Genomic DNA, 19,842 nt, shown 5'->3' on the forward strand with positions numbered 1-19,842 from the left:
CTCGGAACCAGGATCAGCGCTCGGCGTCGCGGCCGAGCTCGTTGTCGATGAACGCCAGGACCTCGTCGGTGCTGGCCGCCTGGATCCGCTCGGCCACCGCGACCTCCTCGGCTCCCACGCCGGACCCGCCGTACTGGGACAGCAGGTTGCGCAGCCGCGCCGGGGCGCCGGAGCGGGCCCGCTGCTCCGGGTCGCTGGCGGCCAGCAGCGATTCCAGCCGGTCGAGCTCGCCGAGCAGGACCTCCACCGGGTCGGCTTCGGCGCCGAAGAGCTCCCCGGCGAGGAACGCGGCGAGCTCGGCGGGCGTCGGGTGGTCGAACACCAGCGTCGAGGGCAGCTTCACGCCGCACGCGGCCGACAGGCTGTTGCGCAGCTCCACCGCGGTCAGCGAGTCGAAGCCGACCTGGCGGAACTCCTTGTCCGGGTCCACGGCCTCCGGCGAGGTGTGGCCGAGGACCCCGGCGGCGTGGCCGCGCACGAGACCCACCAGGTGCCGCATCCGCTCGTCCGGGTCGAGCCCGGCGAGGCTGCTCGCCAGGTCGATCTCGGGACGCTGCGCCGCGGGTTCGGGTCCGCTGATCAGACCGCGCAGCACGGCGGCCACGGGCCCGTCGCTGCGGCCGCCGACGATCCGGGCGGCGACCAGCAGCGCGTCGTCCCGGCCGGTGGCCTCGTCGAACAGCGCGAGGCCCTGGGCGACCGACAGCGGCGGCACGTCGGAACGCCCGATCCGCTCGGCGGCGCCGTCGGCCAAACCGCTTGCCATGCCGACGGATTCGGTCCACGGCCCCCAGGCCAGGGACGTCGCGACCAGTCCCCGCGCCCGGCGGTGTTCGGCGAGGGCGTCGAGGAAGGCGTTGGCCGCCGCGTAGTTGCCCTGACCGGCCGAGCCGATGACCCCGGCGATCGAGGAGTAGAGGACGAACGCCGACAGGTCGAGATCGCGGGTGGCCTCGTGCAGGTTCCAGGCGCCGTCGACCTTGGGCCGCAGCACCGCGTCCAGCCGTTCCGGCGTCAGCGACGAGACGATGCCGTCGTCGAGCACACCGGCGGCGTGCACCACGGCCGTCAGCGGTCGCTCCACTTCGGACACCAGCCGGTCCACGGCGGCGCGGTCGGCGAAGTCGCAGGCCGCGACCGCGACCTCGGCACCGCTCTCGACGAGCTCGTCCCGGAGTTCGGCCGCCCCCACGGCTTCCGGGCCGCTGCGGGACGCGAGCAGCAGGTGCCGCACACCACGCTCGGCGACCAGGTGCCGCGCGAGCTCGGCGCCCAGGCCACCGGTGCCGCCGGTGATGAGCACCGTGCCCTCGGGGTCCCAGTCGCGGGGTTCGGCCTGGTCCGCGATCCGGTCGAGCCTGCCGACCAGCGGTGTTCCGCCGCGCAGCAGCACCTGGGTCTCACCGGAGTCGAGCAGTCCCGGCACCATCGGCAGCGCGTCCGGCTCGTCGAGGTCGACCAGCAGGAACGTGCCGGGGTTCTCCGACTGGGCCGAGCGCACCAGGCCCCACGCGGTCGCGGCGGCGAGGTCGTCGCCGCCGACCGCGCCCCGGGTGGCGAGCACCAGGCGGCTGCGGGTGAACCGGTCGTCGGCCGACCACTCCTGCACCAGGTCCAGCACTCGGGCCGCCGTCTCGCGGGCGGCGCGGGCGCCGGTGTCCTCGCAGGTCAGCGGGACCAGCACGACGTCGGGCACGTCGTCGGCGATCGCCGCGAGCGCGGGCGCGGCGGTCACCTGGTGACCGGCCTTGTCCAGCGCCACGGCGGCGCCGAGCACGTCGTCGCCGAGCACCACCCACCGGGTGTCCTCGCCCGCGGCCGTGGCCTCGGCGGGCACCCAGTCCAGCCGCAGCAGCCGATCCCGTTGCGGCGCAGCGGTGTTCTGCAGCGGTGTCGGCCAGAAGCGCTCGTGCTGGAACGGGTAGGTCGGCAGGGGCACGCGCCGCGCACCGGCACCGGTGAACAGCCGCTCCCAGTCGACCCGCACGCCCGAGACGAACAGCCTGGCCAGCGCGGTCACCGCGGACACCTCCTCGTCGCGGTCCCGGCGCAGCAGCGGCACGCACCCGTCGGCCAGGGCCGAGAGCACGCCGTCCGGCCCGACCTCCAGGAACGCGTCGGCCCCGGCCTCGCGCAGCGCTGCGACGCCGTCGGCGAAGCGCACGGGCTCGCGGACGTGCCGCACCCAGTACTCGGATGAGGCCAGCTCCTCGGGTGAGGCGAGGCGGCCGCTGAGGTTGGACACGACCGGGATCTCCGGTTCGCGGAAGGTCAGGTCGGCGACCGCGGTGCGGAACTCCTCCAGCATCGGCTCGACCAGCGGCGAGTGGAACGCGTGCGAGACCGGAAGCCGCCGGGTCCGGCGGCCCTGCTCGGCGAAGCGCTCGGCGACCGCCGCCACGGCGGCCTCGGCACCGGAGAGCACCACCGAGTCGGCGGCGTTGATCGCGCCGATCGCGACCTCGTCGCTCAGGTGCGGCGCCACCTCGTCCTCGGTGGCCTGCACGGCGACCATCGCGCCTCCGGCGGGCAGCGCCTGCATCAGGCGGGCTCGCGCCGAGACCAGCCGGCAGGCGTCGGTCAGCGACAGCACCCCGGCGACGTGCGCCGCGGCGATCTCGCCGATGGAGTGACCGCCGACGAATTCCGGTGCCACGCCCCAGGATTCGACGAGCCGGTAGAGCGCGACCTCGACGGCGAACAGCGCGGGCTGGGTGCGTCCGGTGCTGTTGAGGGCTTCGGCGTCGGCACCCCAGATGACCTCGCGGAGCCCGTCGTCGAGCTCGGCCAGCACGGCGTCGAGGGCGTCGGCGAAGACCGGGAACCGCTCGTGGAGCTCGCGGCCCATGCCGAGCCGCTGCGAGCCCTGACCGGAGAACAGCACCGCCACCGAGCGGCGCCGGGCCTCTCCCCTGGCGAGCTCGCGTCCGTCCAGCAGCACCGCCCGGTGCTCGAACGTCGAGCGCCGCAGCAGCGACGCGCCCACGTCGACCGGGTCGTGCTCGACGCTCCGGAGGCGTTCGAGCTGGTCGTCGAGGGCTTCGGGGGTCTTGGCCGACACCACCCAGGGCGCGGCGATCGTCCGCCGCTCCTCGGTGACCGCCTCGACCTCGGGGGCGCGTTCGAGGATCACGTGCGCGTTGGTGCCGCTGATGCCGAACGACGACACCCCGGCGCGCGCGGGCCGCTCCGACGCGGGCCACTCGGTCACACCGGTGAGCAGCTCGATGTCGCCCGCCGACCAGTCGACGTGCGAGGACGGCTCGGTGACGTGCAGCGTCCGCGGCAGCACGCCGTGGCGCAGCGCCATCACCATCTTGATCACCCCGGCGGCACCGGCCGCGGCCTGCGTGTGGCCGAGGTTGGACTTCACCGACCCCAGCAGCAGCGGCCGCTCCCGGTCCTGGCCGTAGGTCGCCAGCAGCGCTTGGGCCTCGATCGGGTCGCCCAAAGTCGTTCCGGTGCCGTGGGCTTCGACGGCGTCCACATCGGACGGTTCCAGCCCGGCGCCGGCGAGCGCCTGCCGGATCACCCGCTGCTGCGACGGGCCGTTCGGCGCGGTCAGGCCGTTGGACGCGCCGTCCTGGTTGACCGCGCTGCCCCGCAGCACCGCCAGCACCTCGTGGCCGTTGCGCTGCGCGTCGGACAGGCGCTCGACCACCAGCACGCCGATGCCCTCCGACCAGGCGGTGCCGTCGGCGGTGTCGGAGAACGGCTTGCAGCGGCCGTCGAACGCGAGCCCGCCCTGCTGGGTGAACTCCATGAACGCGCCCGGCGTCGACATCAGCTGCACGCCCCCGGCCAGCGCCAGCGAGCACTCGCCGTTGCGCAGCGCCTGCATCGCCACGTGCAGCGCCACCAGCGCCGACGAGCACGCGGTGTCGATGGTCATCGCCGGGCCTTCGAGCCCGAGCACGTAGGACAGGCGACCGGAGATGATGCTCGGCGAGGTCCCGGTGCCCGAGTACCCGGCCATGCTCAGCTCCGAACCGAGCACGAGGTGCGCGTAGTCCTGGCCGCTGGCGCCGACGAACACGCCGGTGCGGCTGCCGCGCAGCGACACCGGGTCGATGCCGGCGCGTTCCAGCGCCTCCCACGACAGCTCCAGCGTCAGCCGCTGGTGCGGGTCCATCGACACGGCCTCGCGCGGCGAGATGCCGAAGAACGCCGGGTCGAAGTCGGCGATGCCGGAGATGAACCCGCCGCAGTCGGTGGCGCTGCTGCCCGGCCCGTCACCGGCGAGCGAGGCGAGGTCCCAGCCCCGGTCGGTCGGGAACGGGCCGATCGCGTCGCGCCCCTCGGCCAGCAGCTCCCACAGCGCCTCCGGCGTGTCGGCACCGCCCGGGAAGCGGCAGCTGAGCCCGACGATGGCGATCGGGTCGTCGCGGACGTCGACGCTGGTGAGCGGTTCGTCGGTGGCCTCGACGTCGGGGGCCTCGGCGTCGAAGAGCTCGCCGAGCAGGAACTCCGCCATCTCCACCGGCGTCGGGTAGTCGAAGACCAGCGTGGCCGGCAGCGTCAGGCCCGTCGCCGTGCCCAGCCGGTTCCCCAGTTCGACCGAGGTCAGCGAGTCGAAGCCGAGCTGCCGGAACTCGCGCTCCTCGTCGATGGAGTCGGACGACGAGTGCCCCAGGACCGCGGCGGCCTCCCCGCGCACCAGGTCCACGAGAGCCCGGGCGCGCTGCGCCGGCGGCACGCTCTGCAGCTGCGAAGCGGCCGCGGCGCCGTCGGTGCCGGACGCGGCGACGCGGCGGCTGCCGCGCACCAGGCCCTGCAGCATCGGCGGTAGCATGCCGGTCAGCGCCCCGGTCTTGATCTGCGCGGGCACCACCAGCGGCGAGTCGACGCCGGTGGCCAGGTCGAACAGCCACAGGCCGATCTCGACGGGCAGCGGTGGCAGCGCCGACTGCTCCAGGCGCTGCAGCTGCCGGGCGTCCATCGTGCTGGTCATGCCGAGCGACGAGGCCCACGCGCTCCACGCCAGCGACATCGCGGGCAGCCCGAGGTCGCGCCGGTGCGCGGCAAGCGCGTCGAGGAAGCTGTTGCCGGCCGCGTAGTTGCCCTGGCCCGGTGTGCCGAGCAGACCCGACACCGACGAGTACAGGACGAACGCGGCCAGGTCCTGGTCGCGGGTGAGCTCGTGCAGGTGCCAGGCGGCGTCGGCCTTGGGCTTGAGGACCTTCTCCAGCCGCTCGTGGGTGAGCGACCCGATCGCGCCGTCGTCGAGCACGCCGGAGGCGTGCACCACGGCGGTCAGCGGGCGGTCCACTTCGGACAGAACGCGGGCGAGCGAGTCGCGGTCGGCCAGGTCGCAGGCCTCGATGGCCACGGTCGCGCCGTGCTCGGAGAGCTCGTCGCGCAGCTCCGCCGCGCCCGGCGCGTCCGGCCCCCGGCGGCTGAGCAGCAGCAGGTGCCGCACGCCGCGGGTGACCACGAGGTGCCGGGCGAGCTCGGCGCCCAGACCACCGGTGCCGCCGGTGATGAGGACCGTGCCGTCGGGATCCCAGCCCTCCGGAACCGTGAGCACGATCTTGCCGATGTGCTTGGCGCGGCTCATGAACCGGAACGCCTCGCGGGCCCGCCGCACGTCCCAGGACTTGATCGGCAGCGGTTCCAGCACGCCCTGGTCGAACAGCTCCAGCAGCTCGTGGAGCATCTGCTGGATGCGGTCGGGCTCCACCCAACCCAGGTCGAACGGCAGGTAGCGGATGCCGGGCAGGTCGTCCTGGTCGCGCAGGTCCGTCTTGCCCATCTCCAGGAACCGGCCGCCGTCTCCGAGCAGCCGCAGCGACGCGTCGATGAACTCGCCGGACAGGGCGTTGAGCACCACGTCGACGCCCTGGCCGAACCGCTGCTCGAACTCCACGGTGCGGGAGGAGGCGATGTGGTCGTCGGGGATGCCGAAACCGCGCAGCACGTCCTGCTTGCCCTCGCCGGCGGTCGCGAACACCTCCGCGCCGAGGTGCTGGGCGAGCTGGATCGCGGCCATGCCCACACCACCCGCACCGGCGTGGACCAGCACCTTCTCGCCCGGCTGCACGGAAGCCAGGTCGACCAGCGCGTGGTAGGCGGTGAGGAACACCAGCGGCACGGACGCCGCGACCTCGAAGGTCCAGTCGTCGGGCACCCGCGCGAGGTGCCGCTCGTCGACCACGCCCAGCGGGCCGAAACCGCCGGGCAGCATGCCGAACACCGGGTCACCGACCCGCAGGTCCGCCACGTCCGGGCCGGTCTCGACCACGACACCGGCGGCCTCGTTGCCCAGCAGCCCGGCCTCGCCCGGGTACATGCCCAGGGCGTTGAGGACGTCCCGGAAGTTCATGCCCGCGCTGCGGATCCCGACCCGGACCTGGCGCCCCACCAGCGGTTCCAGCACCTCCGGGTAGGGGGTGAGTTCGAGGTCGTCGAGGCTGCCGCGGTGGGCGATGTCGAGCCGCCAGGGGCCGCCGGTCGGGGGTACCAGGCCGCCGTCGGTGGCCATCCGGGCCAGCCGCGCCGCGAAGGCGTCGCCGCCGCGGACCGCGAGCTGCGGCTCGCGGGTGCCGAACATGCCGGGGGTGACGTCCGCGTCGGGGTCGAGGTCGATCAGCTGGAACCGGCCCGGCTGCTCGGCCTGCGCCGAGCGCACCAGGCCCCACACCGAAGCCGAGCCGAGGTCGGTGATCGGTTCGCCGTCGATGGACACCGCACCCCGGGTGACGAACACGATGGGCTTGCGGGCCTGCTGGAGCATGTCGAGCACGCGCTTGGTCTCGTCGTGCGCGGACTCGGGGTTCATGCCGCCGGTGATCTCGACCAGGTCGACCGACGGGCCCTCCACCGAGTCGTCGACCTCGACCGGCACCCACTCGACCCGGTACAGCGGGTCCTCGACGGGCTTCACGGCGGCCGGCTGGTCGGTCGAGGGAGTGCGGACGACCAGCGAGGACACCGACATCACCGGCTTGCCCTCGACGTCGACCGCGGCCACCGACACGCCCGACCGGCCCGAGCGGGACAGCCGCACCCGCAACCGCGAGGCACCGATGGCGTGCAGCGAAACGCCGTCCCACGCGAACGGGAGCCCCTGGCCCGCGTCGTCGAGGAACGCGATCGCGTGCAGCGCGGAGTCCAGCAGGGCCGGGTGCACGCCGAACGAGCCCGCGTCGTCGATGGTCTCGGGCAGCGCGACCTCGACGAAGACGTCCTCGCCGCACCGCCAGGCCGCCTCCAGGCCCTGGAACACCGGGCCGTAGGACAGGCCGCCCTCGTGCAGGGTGGTGTAGAAGCCGTCGAGGTCGATCTCCTCGGCCCCGGCCGGGGGCCACTCGGTGGTGTCGAGCTCGGCGGTGTGGGCGCCGGAGACGAGCGTGCCGCTCGCGTGCTGCGTCCACTCCTCGGTGTTGGCGGGCCGGGCGTGGACGCTCACCGCGCGGCGACCGCTGTCGTCGGGGTCCTGCACCCGCACCTGCACGTCGACGGCGTCGCGCTCGCCGAGCACCAGCGGCACGACGATGCTCAGCCCGTCCACCCGGTCGCAGTCGACCATGTCACCCGCGCGCAGCGCGAAGTCGAGGAACCCGGTGCCGGGGAACAGCACCGCGCCGCCGACGACGTGATCGGCCAGCCACGGGTTCGTCGACACCGACAACCGGCCGGACAGCACCAGCTGCTCGGTCCCGGCCACCGTGACGGCGGCGGTGAGCAGCGGGTGCCCGCCGCGGGTGAGCCCGAACGCCCGCGCGTCGCTGCGCCCGGTCCCGGAGGTCTTGGGCCACAACCGCTTGTGCTGGAACGGGTAGGTCGGCAGGTCCACCGACCGAGCCCCGCTCCCGGCGAACCAGGCGTCCCAGTCGACCCGCACGCCGTCGGCGTGCAGCCGGGCCAGCGCGGTGATCGCGGCGACCTCCTCGCCCCGGTCCCCGCGCAGCACCGGGTGCGCCCCGGCGACCATCGCCGCCAGGACCCCGTCCGGCCCGACCTCCAGGAACCGGCTCGCCCCGGCCTCCCGCAACGCCTCGACGTTGTCGGAGAACCGCACGGCCTCCCGCACGTGCCGAACCCAGAACTCGGGGCTCGTCACGTCCCCGGACGCGAACACCGGAATCCGGGGCTCCTGGAACCCGATCCCGCGGATCGCCTCCCGGAACTCCTCCAGCACCGGCTCCATGAGCGCCGAGTGGAAAGCATGAGAAACCTTGAGCCGCTTGAACTCCCAGTTCGACGCGACCTCAAGAACAGCGTCCTCGTCCCCGGCCAGAACCACCGAGTTCGGCCCGTTCACAGCCGCCAGCGACACCACACCACCCGAACCACTCCCGTCCCCAGATGACGGAATACGGGAGTAATCCGCTTCCGGAATACGGGAGTAATCCGCCACCGCGAGCCCGGACGAGCCGTCCGTCAGGTACGGCGCGACCTCGGACTCGCCGGCGCGGACCGCGACCATCGCGCCACCGGTCGGCAACGCCTGCATCAGGCGGGCGCGGGCCGTGATCAGGGTGCACGCGTCTTCCAAGGTCAGGACGCCCGCCACGTGGGCCGCGGCGACCTCCCCGATCGAGTGGCCTGCGAGGTAGCGGGGGCGGACCCCGAAGGATTCGAGGAGGCGGTAGAGGGCGACCTCGATGGCGAACAGGGCTGGTTGGGTCCAGCCCGTCTGGTCGAGGGCCTCGACGTCGTCGCCCCACATGACCTCGCGGAGCTGCGGGTCGAGGTGCAGCAGGGCCGCGTCGAGGGCGTCGGCGAACACCGGGAAGCGGTCGTAGAGCTCGCGGCCCATGCCCGAGCGCTGGGAGCCCTGGCCGGAGAACAGCATCGCCAGCGGTCCGTCGGCGGCGACGCCGCGCGCGATCTCGGCGCCGTCGAGCAGCACCGCGCGGTGCGCGAAGGTCGCGCGGCCGGTCGCCAGCGTGTAGCCGACGTCGAGCGGGTCGCCGTCGACCTGGCGGATCCGCTCGACCTGCTCGTCGAGCGCCTCCTCGGTCCGAGCGCTGACCAGCCACGGCGTCGGGCCCGCCTCCCCGCGCACCGGCGGTTCGGGGGACTCGACGGATTCGAGGATGATGTGGGCGTTGGTGCCGCTCATGCCGAACGACGACACGCCCGCGCGGCGCGGCCGGTCCTCGACCGGCCAGGCCGCGGGCTCGGTGAGCAGCTCGATCCCGCCGGACCAGTCGATGCGCGAGGACGGCTCGGTGACGTGCAGCGTCTTGGGAACGAGCCCGTTGCGCATCGCCATCACGACCTTGATCACGCCCGAAGCGCCGGCGGCGGCCTGCGAGTGACCGAGGTTCGACTTCACCGACCCGATCAGCAGCGGATGCCGCCGGTCGTGGTCGTAGGCGGCGACCAGCGCTTCGGCCTCGATCGGGTCGCCCAGCGTGGTTCCGGTCCCGTGCGCCTCGACGACGTCCACATCGGACGGTTCCAGCCGGGCGCTCGCCAGGGCTTCGCGGATGACGCGCTGCTGCGAAGGACCGTTGGGCGCGGTGAGCCCGTTCGAGGCCCCGTCCTGGTTGACCGCCGAGCCGCGCACCACGGCCAGCACCTGGTGCCCGTGGCGCTCGGCGTCGGAAAGCCGCTCCAGCACCAGCATCCCGACACCTTCGGACCAGCCGGTGCCGTCGGCGTCGTCGGAGAACGCCTTGCAGCGCCCGTCCTCGGCGATGCCGCCCTGCAGCGAGAAACCGCCGAAGCTGGTGGGCGTCGCCAGCACGCTCACGCCCCCGGCCAGCGCCAGCGAGCACTCGCCGCCGGACAGCGCCCGCGCAGCCATGTGCAGCGACACCAGCGCCGACGAGCAGGCGGTGTCGACGGTGACCGCCGGTCCTTCCAGGCCCAGCACGTAGGACAGGCGGCCGGACAGGACGCTGGCGGCCAGGCCGGTGCTGGCGTGGCCCTGCAGGTCCTCGTTGGCCGCCATCACGATCTGCTGGTAGTCCTGCCCGTTGGTGCCGACGAACACGCCGGTCCGGCTGCCGCGCAGCGACGACGGGTCCACTCCGGCGCGCTCGAACGCCTCCCAGGAGGTCTCCAGCAGGAGCCGCTGCTGCGGGTCCATCGCCAGCGCCTCGCGCGGCGGGATGCTGAAGAACTCCGGGTCGAAATCGGCGACGCCGGTGAGGAATCCGCCCTTGCCGGTGGAGCTGGTCATGCCCGCCAGGTCCCAGCCGCGGTCGGTCGGGAAGTCGCCGATCGCGTCCCGGCCCTCCACCAGCATCCGCCACAGGTCCTCGGGCGAGTCGACGCCGCCGGAGTAGTGGCAGGCCATGCCGACGATGGCGATGTCGTCGTCCGCGCTCAGCGGCGCGGCCTCGCTCACCTGGACCGGCGCGGCGGCTTCGTCGTCGAGGAGTTCGGCGACGAGGTGGTCGGCGAGACCGCGCGGGGTGGGGTGGTCGAAGACGAGCCCGGTGGGCAGGTTCAGCCCGGTGACCTCCCGGAGCCGGTTGCGGAGCTCGACGGCGGTCAGCGAGTCGAATCCCAGGTCGCGGAAGGCCTTGTCGGCGCTGATCGCGCCCTCGTCGGCGTGCCCGAGCGCGGTGGCGGCGTGGGTGAGCACCAGGTCGAGCAGGACCTCGACGCGGTCGCCCGGGTGCGTGGCGCGCAGTTCCCGGCGCAGTTCAGCGCCGCGTTCCTCGCTGTCGGTGGCCGACCCCAGCCGGGCCAGCACGTCCCGCGCCTCGGGCAGGTCTGCCAGCACGGGGCTGCGGCGCAGGTTCAGCAGCGCGCCGAGCACGCGCGGCTGGTTGAGGTCGGCGACGATCGTGGCGGGGGTCGTCTCGCCGACCGCGCGGCGCAGCGCCGACAGCGCGAGCTCCGGGTCCAGCGTGGAGGAACCGAGTCGGCTGATCTCCTCGGCGGCGCCGGTGTTGGACGCCATCCCCTCGCCGGTCCAAGCGCCCCAGGCGATCGAGGTCGCCGGGAGCCCGGCGGCGTTCCTGCGGTGCGCGATGCCGTCGAGCACCGCGTTGGCCGCGGCGTAGGTGCTCTGCGCGGGGCTGCCGACGGCGCCGGTCACCGAGGAGAACAGCACGAAGGCGGTCAGGTCGAGGTCACGGGTGAGCTCGTCGAGCAGCAGCGCGGACTCCGCCTTGGCGCGGACGACCTCGTCGAACCGATCGGGGGTGAGCTCGTCGAGGGAGCCGCCGTCGAGCACGCCCGCAGCGTGCACCACCGCGGTGACCTGGGACAACCCGGACAGGACCGCGCTCAGCGCGTCCCTGTCGGCGACGTCGCAGGCCACGACCGACACCTCGGCACCGGTGTCGCGCAGCTCCTCGCTCAGCTCGGCGGCGCCCGGCGCGTCGGGGCCGCGTCGGCTCAGCAGCACGACGTGCTGCGCGCCGCGCCGGGCGACGTCGCGGGCGACGTGGCCGCCGAGCGCGCCGGTGCCGCCGGTGATGACGACGGTGCCCGACGGTTCCCACTCGGCGAGCGCGCCCCCGGGCGCCTGCGCGATCCGGCGGCCGAAGACGCCCGCCGCCCGGACGGCGACCTGGTCCTCCCCGGACTCGCCGTCGAGGACCGAGGCCAGGCGCGCGGCGGTGCGCTCGTCGAGGGGCTGCTCGGGCAGGTCGACGAGACCGCCCCAGCGGTGCGGATGTTCGAGCGCCGCGACGCGGCCGAGTCCCCAGACGCCGGCCTGCCACGGGCTGGTGACCGCGTCCGAGCGGCCGACCGACACGGCGCCGCTGGTCAGCGTCCACAGCGGCGCGGTGACCCCGGCGTCGCCGAGTGCCTGCACCAGTGCGGCGGTGCCGAGGACGGGGGTCGGGTCGCCGGGGTCGTCGAGCGCCAGCAACGACACGACGCCCGTGACCTCGGTGTGCGCGACGGTGATCCGCTCGGCGAGGTGGGCGCGGTCGGTGGCGTCGACCTCGCAGGTGACGGCGGTGTCGAGCGCGGCGAGCACGGCCGTCGCGCGCGGGTCGTCGGCGAGGTGCCGGGGCACCACGACCAGGTGTGTTCCGGGTTCGCCGGTCGTGAGGCCGGTGAGCGGCCGCCAGGTCTCGCGGTGCCGCCAGGAGTCCACGGCGGTGCGCGCTTGGCGGCGGCTCCGCCAGGCCGACAGGGCGGGCACGACGGCCGCGACGGTTTCGTCGTCGAGGGCCAGGGTCTCCGCGATCGAGGCCAGGTCCTCGCGCTGCACGGCCGACCAGAACGCCTCGTCGGCCGGGTCGGTACCGGCGGCGACGGGATCGGCGAGCTCGGGCCAGAAGCGTTCGTGCTGGAAGGCGTAGGTGGGCAGGTCCACCGAACGGCCGCCCGCGTACACCGGCGCCCAGTCGACCTCGACACCGCTGACGTGCAACCGCGCCAGCGCGGTCAGGAGCCCGGTCCGCTCGTCGCGATCCTTGCGCAGCGCGGGAATCGCACCGTCGACCATCGCGGCCAGCACACCACCGGGGCCGACCTCCAGGAACGAGGTCGCCCCGGCCTCCCGCAACGCAGCGACGTTGTCGGAGAACCGCACGGTCTCCCGCACGTGCCGCACCCAGTACTCGGCCGAGGTGACGTCCCCATCGGCCTGCACGGGAATCCGAGGCTCGTCGAACCTCAACCCCTCAACGACCGCCCGGAACTCCTCGACCATCGGCTCCATCAACGCCGAGTGGAAAGCATGAGAAACCGAAAGCCGCGTGAACTCCCACCGCTGCGCGACCTCCATCACGGCGTCCTCGTCCCCAGCCAACACGACCGACTCAGGACCGTTCACCGCCGCCAACGACACGACCCCCCGACAAAAACTGCCATTTTCATCGGGACGAATACCGGAGTTTTCGTCCCCCTGAATATGGGAGTTTTTGACCCCAGAAAGATCACCCGACAGGAACGGCAGCACCTCGGACTCGCTCGCACGGACCGCGACCATCACCCCGCCCGAAGGCAAGGCCTGCATCAACCTGGCTCGGGCCGAGATCAGCGTGCAGGCGTCCTCCAGGGACAACACGCCAGCCACATGGGCCGCAGCCACCTCCCCGATCGAGTGGCCCGCGAGGTAGCGGGGACGGACACCGAAGGACTCGATCAGGCGAAAGAGGGCTACCTCGATCGCGAACAACGCCGGCTGGGCGTTGCCCGTTTGGTTGAGGGACTCCTCGTCGTCGCCCCACATGACTTCTCGGACCGACGGGTCCAAGTGGTTCAGGACCTCGTCCAGAGCCTCCGCGAACACCGGGAAGCGCTCGTGGAGGCCCTTGCCCATGCCCAGGCGTTGGGAACCCTGGCCTGAGAACAGGACCGCTGGGGTTTGCTCGGTGGCCACTCCCCTGGCGATTTCCAGGTCGTCGAGCAGGACCGCGCGGTGCTCGAAGGTGCTGCGGTGCGCGAGCAGCGAGTGTCCGATGTGGAGCGTGTTGCCCTCGTGCGCGCGGATTCGCTCCACCTGGGCGTCGAGCGCGGGCTCGGACTTGGCGCTGACCAATAGGGGAACCGGGCCGTCGGACTGCTGCTCGGTGTCCTCCACGAGCTCGGGAGCCTCGGCGACCGACTCCAGGATGACGTGCGCGTTGGTGCCGGACAGGCCGAAGGAGGACACGCCGCTTCGGCGCGGGCGGTCCAGCTCCACCCACGGCCGGGCCTCGGTGGCGAGCTCGACGGCCCCGGCGGACCAGTCGACGTGCGAGGACGGTTCGGAGACGTGCAGCGTCTTCGGGACCATCCCGTGCTGCATCGCCAGTACCATCTTGATCACCCCGGCGACACCGGCCGCGGCCTGCGTGTGCCCGAGGTTCGACTTCACCGCGCCGAGCAGCAGCGGGTGCTCCCGCTCGCGCCCGTAGGTGGCGATGAGCGCCTGCGCCTCGATCGGGTCACCCAAGGTCGTCCCGGTGCCGTGCGCCTCCACCGCGTCCACATCGGACGGTTCGAGCCCGGCGTTGGCCAGGGCCTGGCGGATGACGCGCTGCTGCGCGGGTCCGTTGGGCGCGGTGAGCCCGTTCGAAGCGCCGTCCTGGTTGACCGCCGTACCGCGCACCGTGGCGAGGATCCGGTGACCCCGGCGCTCGGCGTCGGAGCGCCGCTCCACGACCAGCACGCCCACGCCCTCGGACCAGCCGGTACCGCCGGTGTCGTCCGAGAACGCCCGGCAGCGGGCGTCGGCCGCCAGCCCGCCCTGGGCGTTGAAACCGGCGAAGTTCATCGGCGTGGACATCACCGTGACACCGCCGACCAGCGCCAGCGACGACTCGCCCGCGCGCAGCGACCGGGCCGCCAGGTCCAGCGCCACCAGCGATGACGAGCAGGCGGTGTCGACGGTCAGCGCCGGTCCTTCGAGCCCGAAGGCGTAGGACAGGCGCCCGGAGATGACGGCGGCGGCCAGGCCGGTGCTGGAGTGCCCCATGATCTCCTCGCGGGAGCGGAGCACGAGGTTGGTGTAGTCCTGGCCGTTGGTGCCGATGAACACGCCGGTGTCGCTGCCGCGCAGCCCGGCGGCGTCGATGCCGGTGCGCTCGACGGCCTCCCACGCGACCTCCAGCAGCTGGCGCTGCTGCGGGTCCATCGCCACCGCCTCGCGCGGCGAGATCCCGAAGAACCCGGGGTCGAAATCGGCTGCGCCGTCGAGGAATCCGCCTTCGGAGGTGGCACCGGAGGCCAGCGGGTCCTGCTCCCAGCCGCGGTCGGTCGGGAACCCGGAGATGGCGTCGGTGCCGTCGGCGAGCAGCTGCCAGAAGTCCTCGGGCGAGCGCACCCCGCCCGGGAAGCGGCAACTCATCCCGACGATGACGATCGGGTCGTCGCCGGTGTCGGCGTGCTGCGGGGTCGGGTCGAGATCGGGCTGCTCACCGAGGAGTTCGGCGAGCAGGTGCTCGGCGAGCTCGCCCGGCGTCGGGTGGTCGAAGGTGAGGGTCGCGGGCAGCGTCAGGCCGGTCGCGGCGGCGAGCCGGTTGCGGAGCTCGATCGCGGTCAGCGAGTCGAAACCCAGGGCGCGGAACTCCTTGTCGGCGCGCACGTCCGCGCCCGAGGAGTGCCCGAGCACGGCTGCGGCTTCGGTGCGCACGACGTCGGTGACGTGGCGCAACCGGTCCGCGCCGCGCAGCCCGGCCAACGCGTGCGCCTCGGCGGCGCCGCGCCCGCTGGCGGCGGTCCGCCGACCCGGCCGCACGAGCCCGCGCAGGATCGCCGGGACCTCTCCCCCGGCTGGCCGGGCCCCGGTCGCCAGCGGCACCAGCAGCTGCGCGTCGGAGGCGACGGCGGCGTCGAACAGCGCCAGACCGCGCTCCACCGACAGGGTCGGCATCCCGCGCAGGTCGGCCAGCGTGGAGGTCATGCCCGCGTCGGCTTCCCAAGCGCCCCACGCCAGCGACAGCGCGGGCAGCCCGAGGCCGCGCCGGTGCGCGGCGAGCGCGTCCAGGTAGCTGTTGGCGGCGGCGTAGTTGCCCTGCCCGGCCGAGCCCATCACGCCGGCCACCGAGGAGTAGACGACGAACGCGGCCAGGTCGTGGTCCTGGGTGAGCTCGTGCAGGTTCCAGGCGGCGTCGACCTTCGGGCGCAGCACGGTGCTGAGCCGCTCGGTGTCGAGCGAGCCGATCACACCGTCGTCGAGGACACCGGCGGTGTGGATCACGGCGGTCAGCCGCACCGAGTCCAGCAGCGAGGCGAGCGCGGTGCGGTCGGTGACGTCGCAGGCCGCCACGGTCACCTCGGCTCCGAGCCCGGCCAGCTCCTCTCGGAGCTCAGCGGCTCCCGGGGCGTCGGGGCCGCGTCGGCTCACCAGCAGCAGCTCGCGCACGCCCCGCTCGGCGACGAGGTGCCGCGCCAGCTCGGCACCGAGCCCGCCGGTGCCGCCGGTGATGAGCACCGTCCCGTCGGGATTCCAAGCGCCGTGGGGGTTCTCGTTCAGCGAGGCCCGCGCGAGGCGTCCGACGCGGGCCTGCCCGTCGCGGACGATCACCTGCGTCTCGCCCGCTTCCAGCAGCGCGGGCAGACCCGGCAGCAGGGCCGCGGACTCGTCGGCGTCGTCGAGGTCGACCAGCAGGAACCGGCCGGGGTGCTCGGTCTGCGCCGCGCGCACGAGTCCCCACGCGGCGGCCGCGGCCGGGTCGTCGCCGGACACGGCGCCGCGGGTGAGGAACACCATCGCGGGCTCGGCCGAGCCCGGTTCGGCGACGCGTTCCTGCAGCAGGCTCAGGACGCGGGCGGTGAGGTCGTGCGCGCGCTGCGGTTCGACTCCGCCCACCAGCGGCACCGCCACCACCGAACCGGATTCGGGCACGGCATCGACCGGCAGGGCGGCCACCGCGGTCCTCGGGCCGGGGAACCCGAGGTCGAGATCGTGGTCGGCGAGCAGGGACCAGTCGTCGAAACCGGCGGGCTCGACGTCCTGCGGAACCCAGTCCAGCTCGTACAGCGAGCGCGGATGGGAGTCCGGCGCCGTTTCCGGGACCGGGGCGAGCACGGCCCGCGCCGAGAGCACCGGGGCGCCGGTGACGTCGGCGGCTTCGACGCTCACACCGCCGGAATCGCTGGTCAGGCGCACGTGCAGCACCGAGGCGCCGATGGCGTGCAACGTCACGTCCGCCCAGTCCGCGGGCACGCCCTGGGCGCCGAGGACCGTCGCGGCGTGCAGGGCGGCGTCGAGCAGGGCCGGGTGCAGGCCGAACGCCTCGGCACCGGAGAGCTCCTCCGGCAGCGCGACCTCGGCGAAGACCGCGTCGTGGCCGCGCCAGGCGGCGCGCAGGCCGCGGAACGCCGGGCCGCGCAGCACCTCGCCCGGCTCGTCGTAGAAGCCGTCGATGTCGACGACCGTGGCTCCGCGCGGCGGCCACGCCGACAGGTCGAAGTCCGCCGCGCCCGCGGTGGCGCCGAGGGTTCCGGTGGCGTGCAGCAGCCACTCGGACTCGTCGTCGGGGCGGGCGTGCACGCGCAGCTCGCGGCGACCGGACTCGTCCGGTTCGCCCACGCGCAGCTGCACCTGCAGCGGCGCGTCGTCCGGCAGCACCAGCGGGGCGACCCGGGTGAGCTCCTCGATCCGCTCGCAGCCGACGCGGTCGGCCGCGCAGGACGCCAGCTCCAAAACGACCGAGGTCGGCAGCAGCGCCCGCTCGTCGACGAGGTGCTCGGCCAGCCACGGGTGCGCGGCCGGCGACACCGTGCCGGTCAGGATCAGCTCGTCGGATCCCGCGACGGTCATCGCCGCACCGAGCAGCGGGTGGTCGGCGGCCGACAGCCCGAGCCCGGTCGGGTCGCCCGCGCTGACCGACACCGACGGCCAGAATCGCTGGCGCTCGAACGCGTAGGTCGGCAGCGCGACTCGGCGCCCACCGGCGTGCACCGGCGACCAGTCGACGTCGATCCCGGTGACGTGCAACCGCGCCAGCGCGGTGAGGAACGCGGTCTCCTCGTCGCGGTCCGAGCGCAGCGCGGGAACACCGTCGCCGACCAGCGCGGACAGCACGCCGTCCGGCCCCAGTTCCAAGAACGTCACGTCGCCCGCAGCGGCGACGTTGTCGGCGAACCGCACGGTCTCCCGCACGTGCCTCACCCAGAACTCAGGATCGGTCACCTCCCCGGACGCAACCACCGGCACCCGAGGCTCGCGGAACGTCAACCCCGCCACGACCTCCCGGAACTCCCCCAACATCGGCTCCATCAAAGCCGAGTGAAAAGCATGAGAAACCCCGAGCCGCTTGAACTCCCACTTCCCCGCAACCTCAAGAACAGCGTCCTCATCCCCTGCCAGCACCACCGAGTTCGGCCCGTTCACCGCCGCCAGCGACACCACACCACCCGAACCACCCCCGCCCCCAAGTGACGGAATACCGGAGTAATCCGATCCCCGAATACCGGAGTTTTCCGCCTCCGGAATACCGGAGTAATCCGTCAGGAACGGCAACACCTCGGACTCACTCGCCCGAACCGACACCATCACCCCACCCGACGGCAACGCCTGCATCAAGCAGGCGCGGACCGAGATCAAGGTGCAGGCGTCCTCCAGGGACAACACGCCCGACACATGCGCTGCGGCCACCTCACCGATCGAGTGGCCGACGAGTTTCGCCGGGGTGACGCCGAAGAACTCGATCAGGCGATACAGGGCGACTTCGAGGGCGAACAGAGCCGGTTGGGCGTTGCCCGTCTGGTTCAGGGATTCCTGATCCTCGCCCCACATGATGTCGCGAAGCTGAGGGTCGAGGTGGTTCAGGACCTCGTCGAGAGCCTCCGCGAACACCGGGAAACGCGCGTAGAGATCCCGGCCCATGCCCAGGCGCTGGGAGCCCTGGCCGGTGAACAGGAACGCCGGGGTGCGGCGGGTGGCCTCGCCGCGGGCGATCTCCTCGCCGTCGAGCAGGACCGCGCGGTGCTCGAACGTGGCGCGGCCGGTGGCCAGTGAGTGACCGATGTCCAGGGGGTTGCCGTCGAGGGCCCGCAACCGCGCGAGCTGCTCGTCCAGCGATGCCTCGGACTTCGCGCTGACCGGCCACGGGACCGGTCCCGTCGGCTCGACGGCGGCGGGGAGCTCGGCGGGGGCCGGAGCTTCGAGGATGACGTGGGCGTTGGTGCCGCTCACGCCGAACGACGACACGCCGGCGCGGGCCGGGCGGTCGCTCGACGGCCACGGGACCGGCGTGGTCACCAGCTCGGCGGCGCCCGCCGACCAGTCGACGTGCGAGGACGGCTCGGACACGTGCAACGTCCGCGGCACCGTGCCGTGCCGCATCGCCATCACCATCTTGATCACCCCGGCGACCCCGGCGGCGGCCTGGGTGTGCCCGAGGTTGGACTTGATCGTGCCCACCAGCAGCGGGTTCTCGCGTTCCTGGCCGTAGGTGGCGAGCAGGCTGCGAGCCTCGATCGGGTCACCCAGCGGGGTCCCGGTGCCGTGCGCCTCCACGACGTCCACATCGGACGGTTCGATCCCGGCCTGGTCGAGGGTCTGGCGGATGATGCGCTGCTGCGCCCGGCCGTTCGGCGCCGTGAACCCGTTGGAGGCGCCGTCGGAGTTCACCGCCGAACCCCGCACCACCGCGAGGACCTCGTGCCCGTGGCGCTCGGCGTCGGAAAGTCGCTCCAGCAGCAGCATCCCGACGCCTTCGGACCAACCGGTGCCGTCGGCGTCGTCGGAGAACGCCTTGCAGCGCCCGTCGGGAGCCAGCCCGCCCTGGCGGCTGAACTCCACCAGCGATCCCGGCGTGCACATGACGTTCACGCCACCGGCCAACGCCAGCCCGCACTCGCCCGCGCGCAGCGCGTGCACCGCGAAGTGCAGCGACACCAGCGACGACGAGCACGCGGTGTCGACCGTCGCGGTCGGTCCCTCCAGGCCCAGCTCGTAGGAGATGCGGCCGGACTCGGCGCTGGCGGCGATGCCGGTCCCGATGTCGCCGGTCGCGTCCGACACGGAGCGGATCAGCAGGTGCTGGTAGTCCTGCCCGTTCGTGCCGACGAACACGCCGGTGCGGCTGCCGCGCAGCGACGACGGGTCGATGCCCGCGCTCTCGACGGCCTGCCACGAGGTCTCCAGCAGCAGCCGCTGCTGCGGATCCATCGTCAGCGCCTCGCGCGGTGAGATCCCGAAGAAACCGGGGTCGAAGTCGGCGATGCCGGGCAGGAACCCGCCGCGCACGCTGACCCGGGTGCCGCGCTCGTCGACCCCGGCGTCACCGAGCGCGCCCACGTCCCAGCCCCGGTCGGTGGGCAGCTCGGAGGTCGCGTCACGACCGGCGGCGACCAGCTCCCACAGGTCCTCCGGCGAGTCCACGCCGCCCGGGTAGCGGCAGGCCATGCCGACGATGGCGATCGGCTCGGTGGCGGCGGCCACCAGCTGCCGGTTCTGCCGCCGCAGGCGGTCGGTCTCCTTGACCGCCGCGCGCAGCGCCTCGACGACCTTGTCGCTGGAGTCGTTCATGGTCAGCTCCT

1 protein-coding gene is annotated in these 19,842 nt (G+C 73.4%); it reads right to left on the reverse strand.

Annotated features, from left to right (window positions below; translation table 11 throughout):
• Nucleotides 1-13 precede the first annotated feature (13 nt).
• Entirely contained in the window at nucleotides 14-19,831 is a 19,818-nt protein-coding gene (locus tag QFW96_RS22230) for a type I polyketide synthase (RefSeq protein WP_281457643.1), read from the reverse strand.
• Nucleotides 19,832-19,842: the final 11 nt, after the last annotated feature.

This window comes from Saccharopolyspora ipomoeae (genome assembly GCF_029952525.1).
Taxonomy (GTDB): Bacteria; Actinomycetota; Actinomycetes; order Mycobacteriales; family Pseudonocardiaceae; genus Saccharopolyspora; species Saccharopolyspora ipomoeae.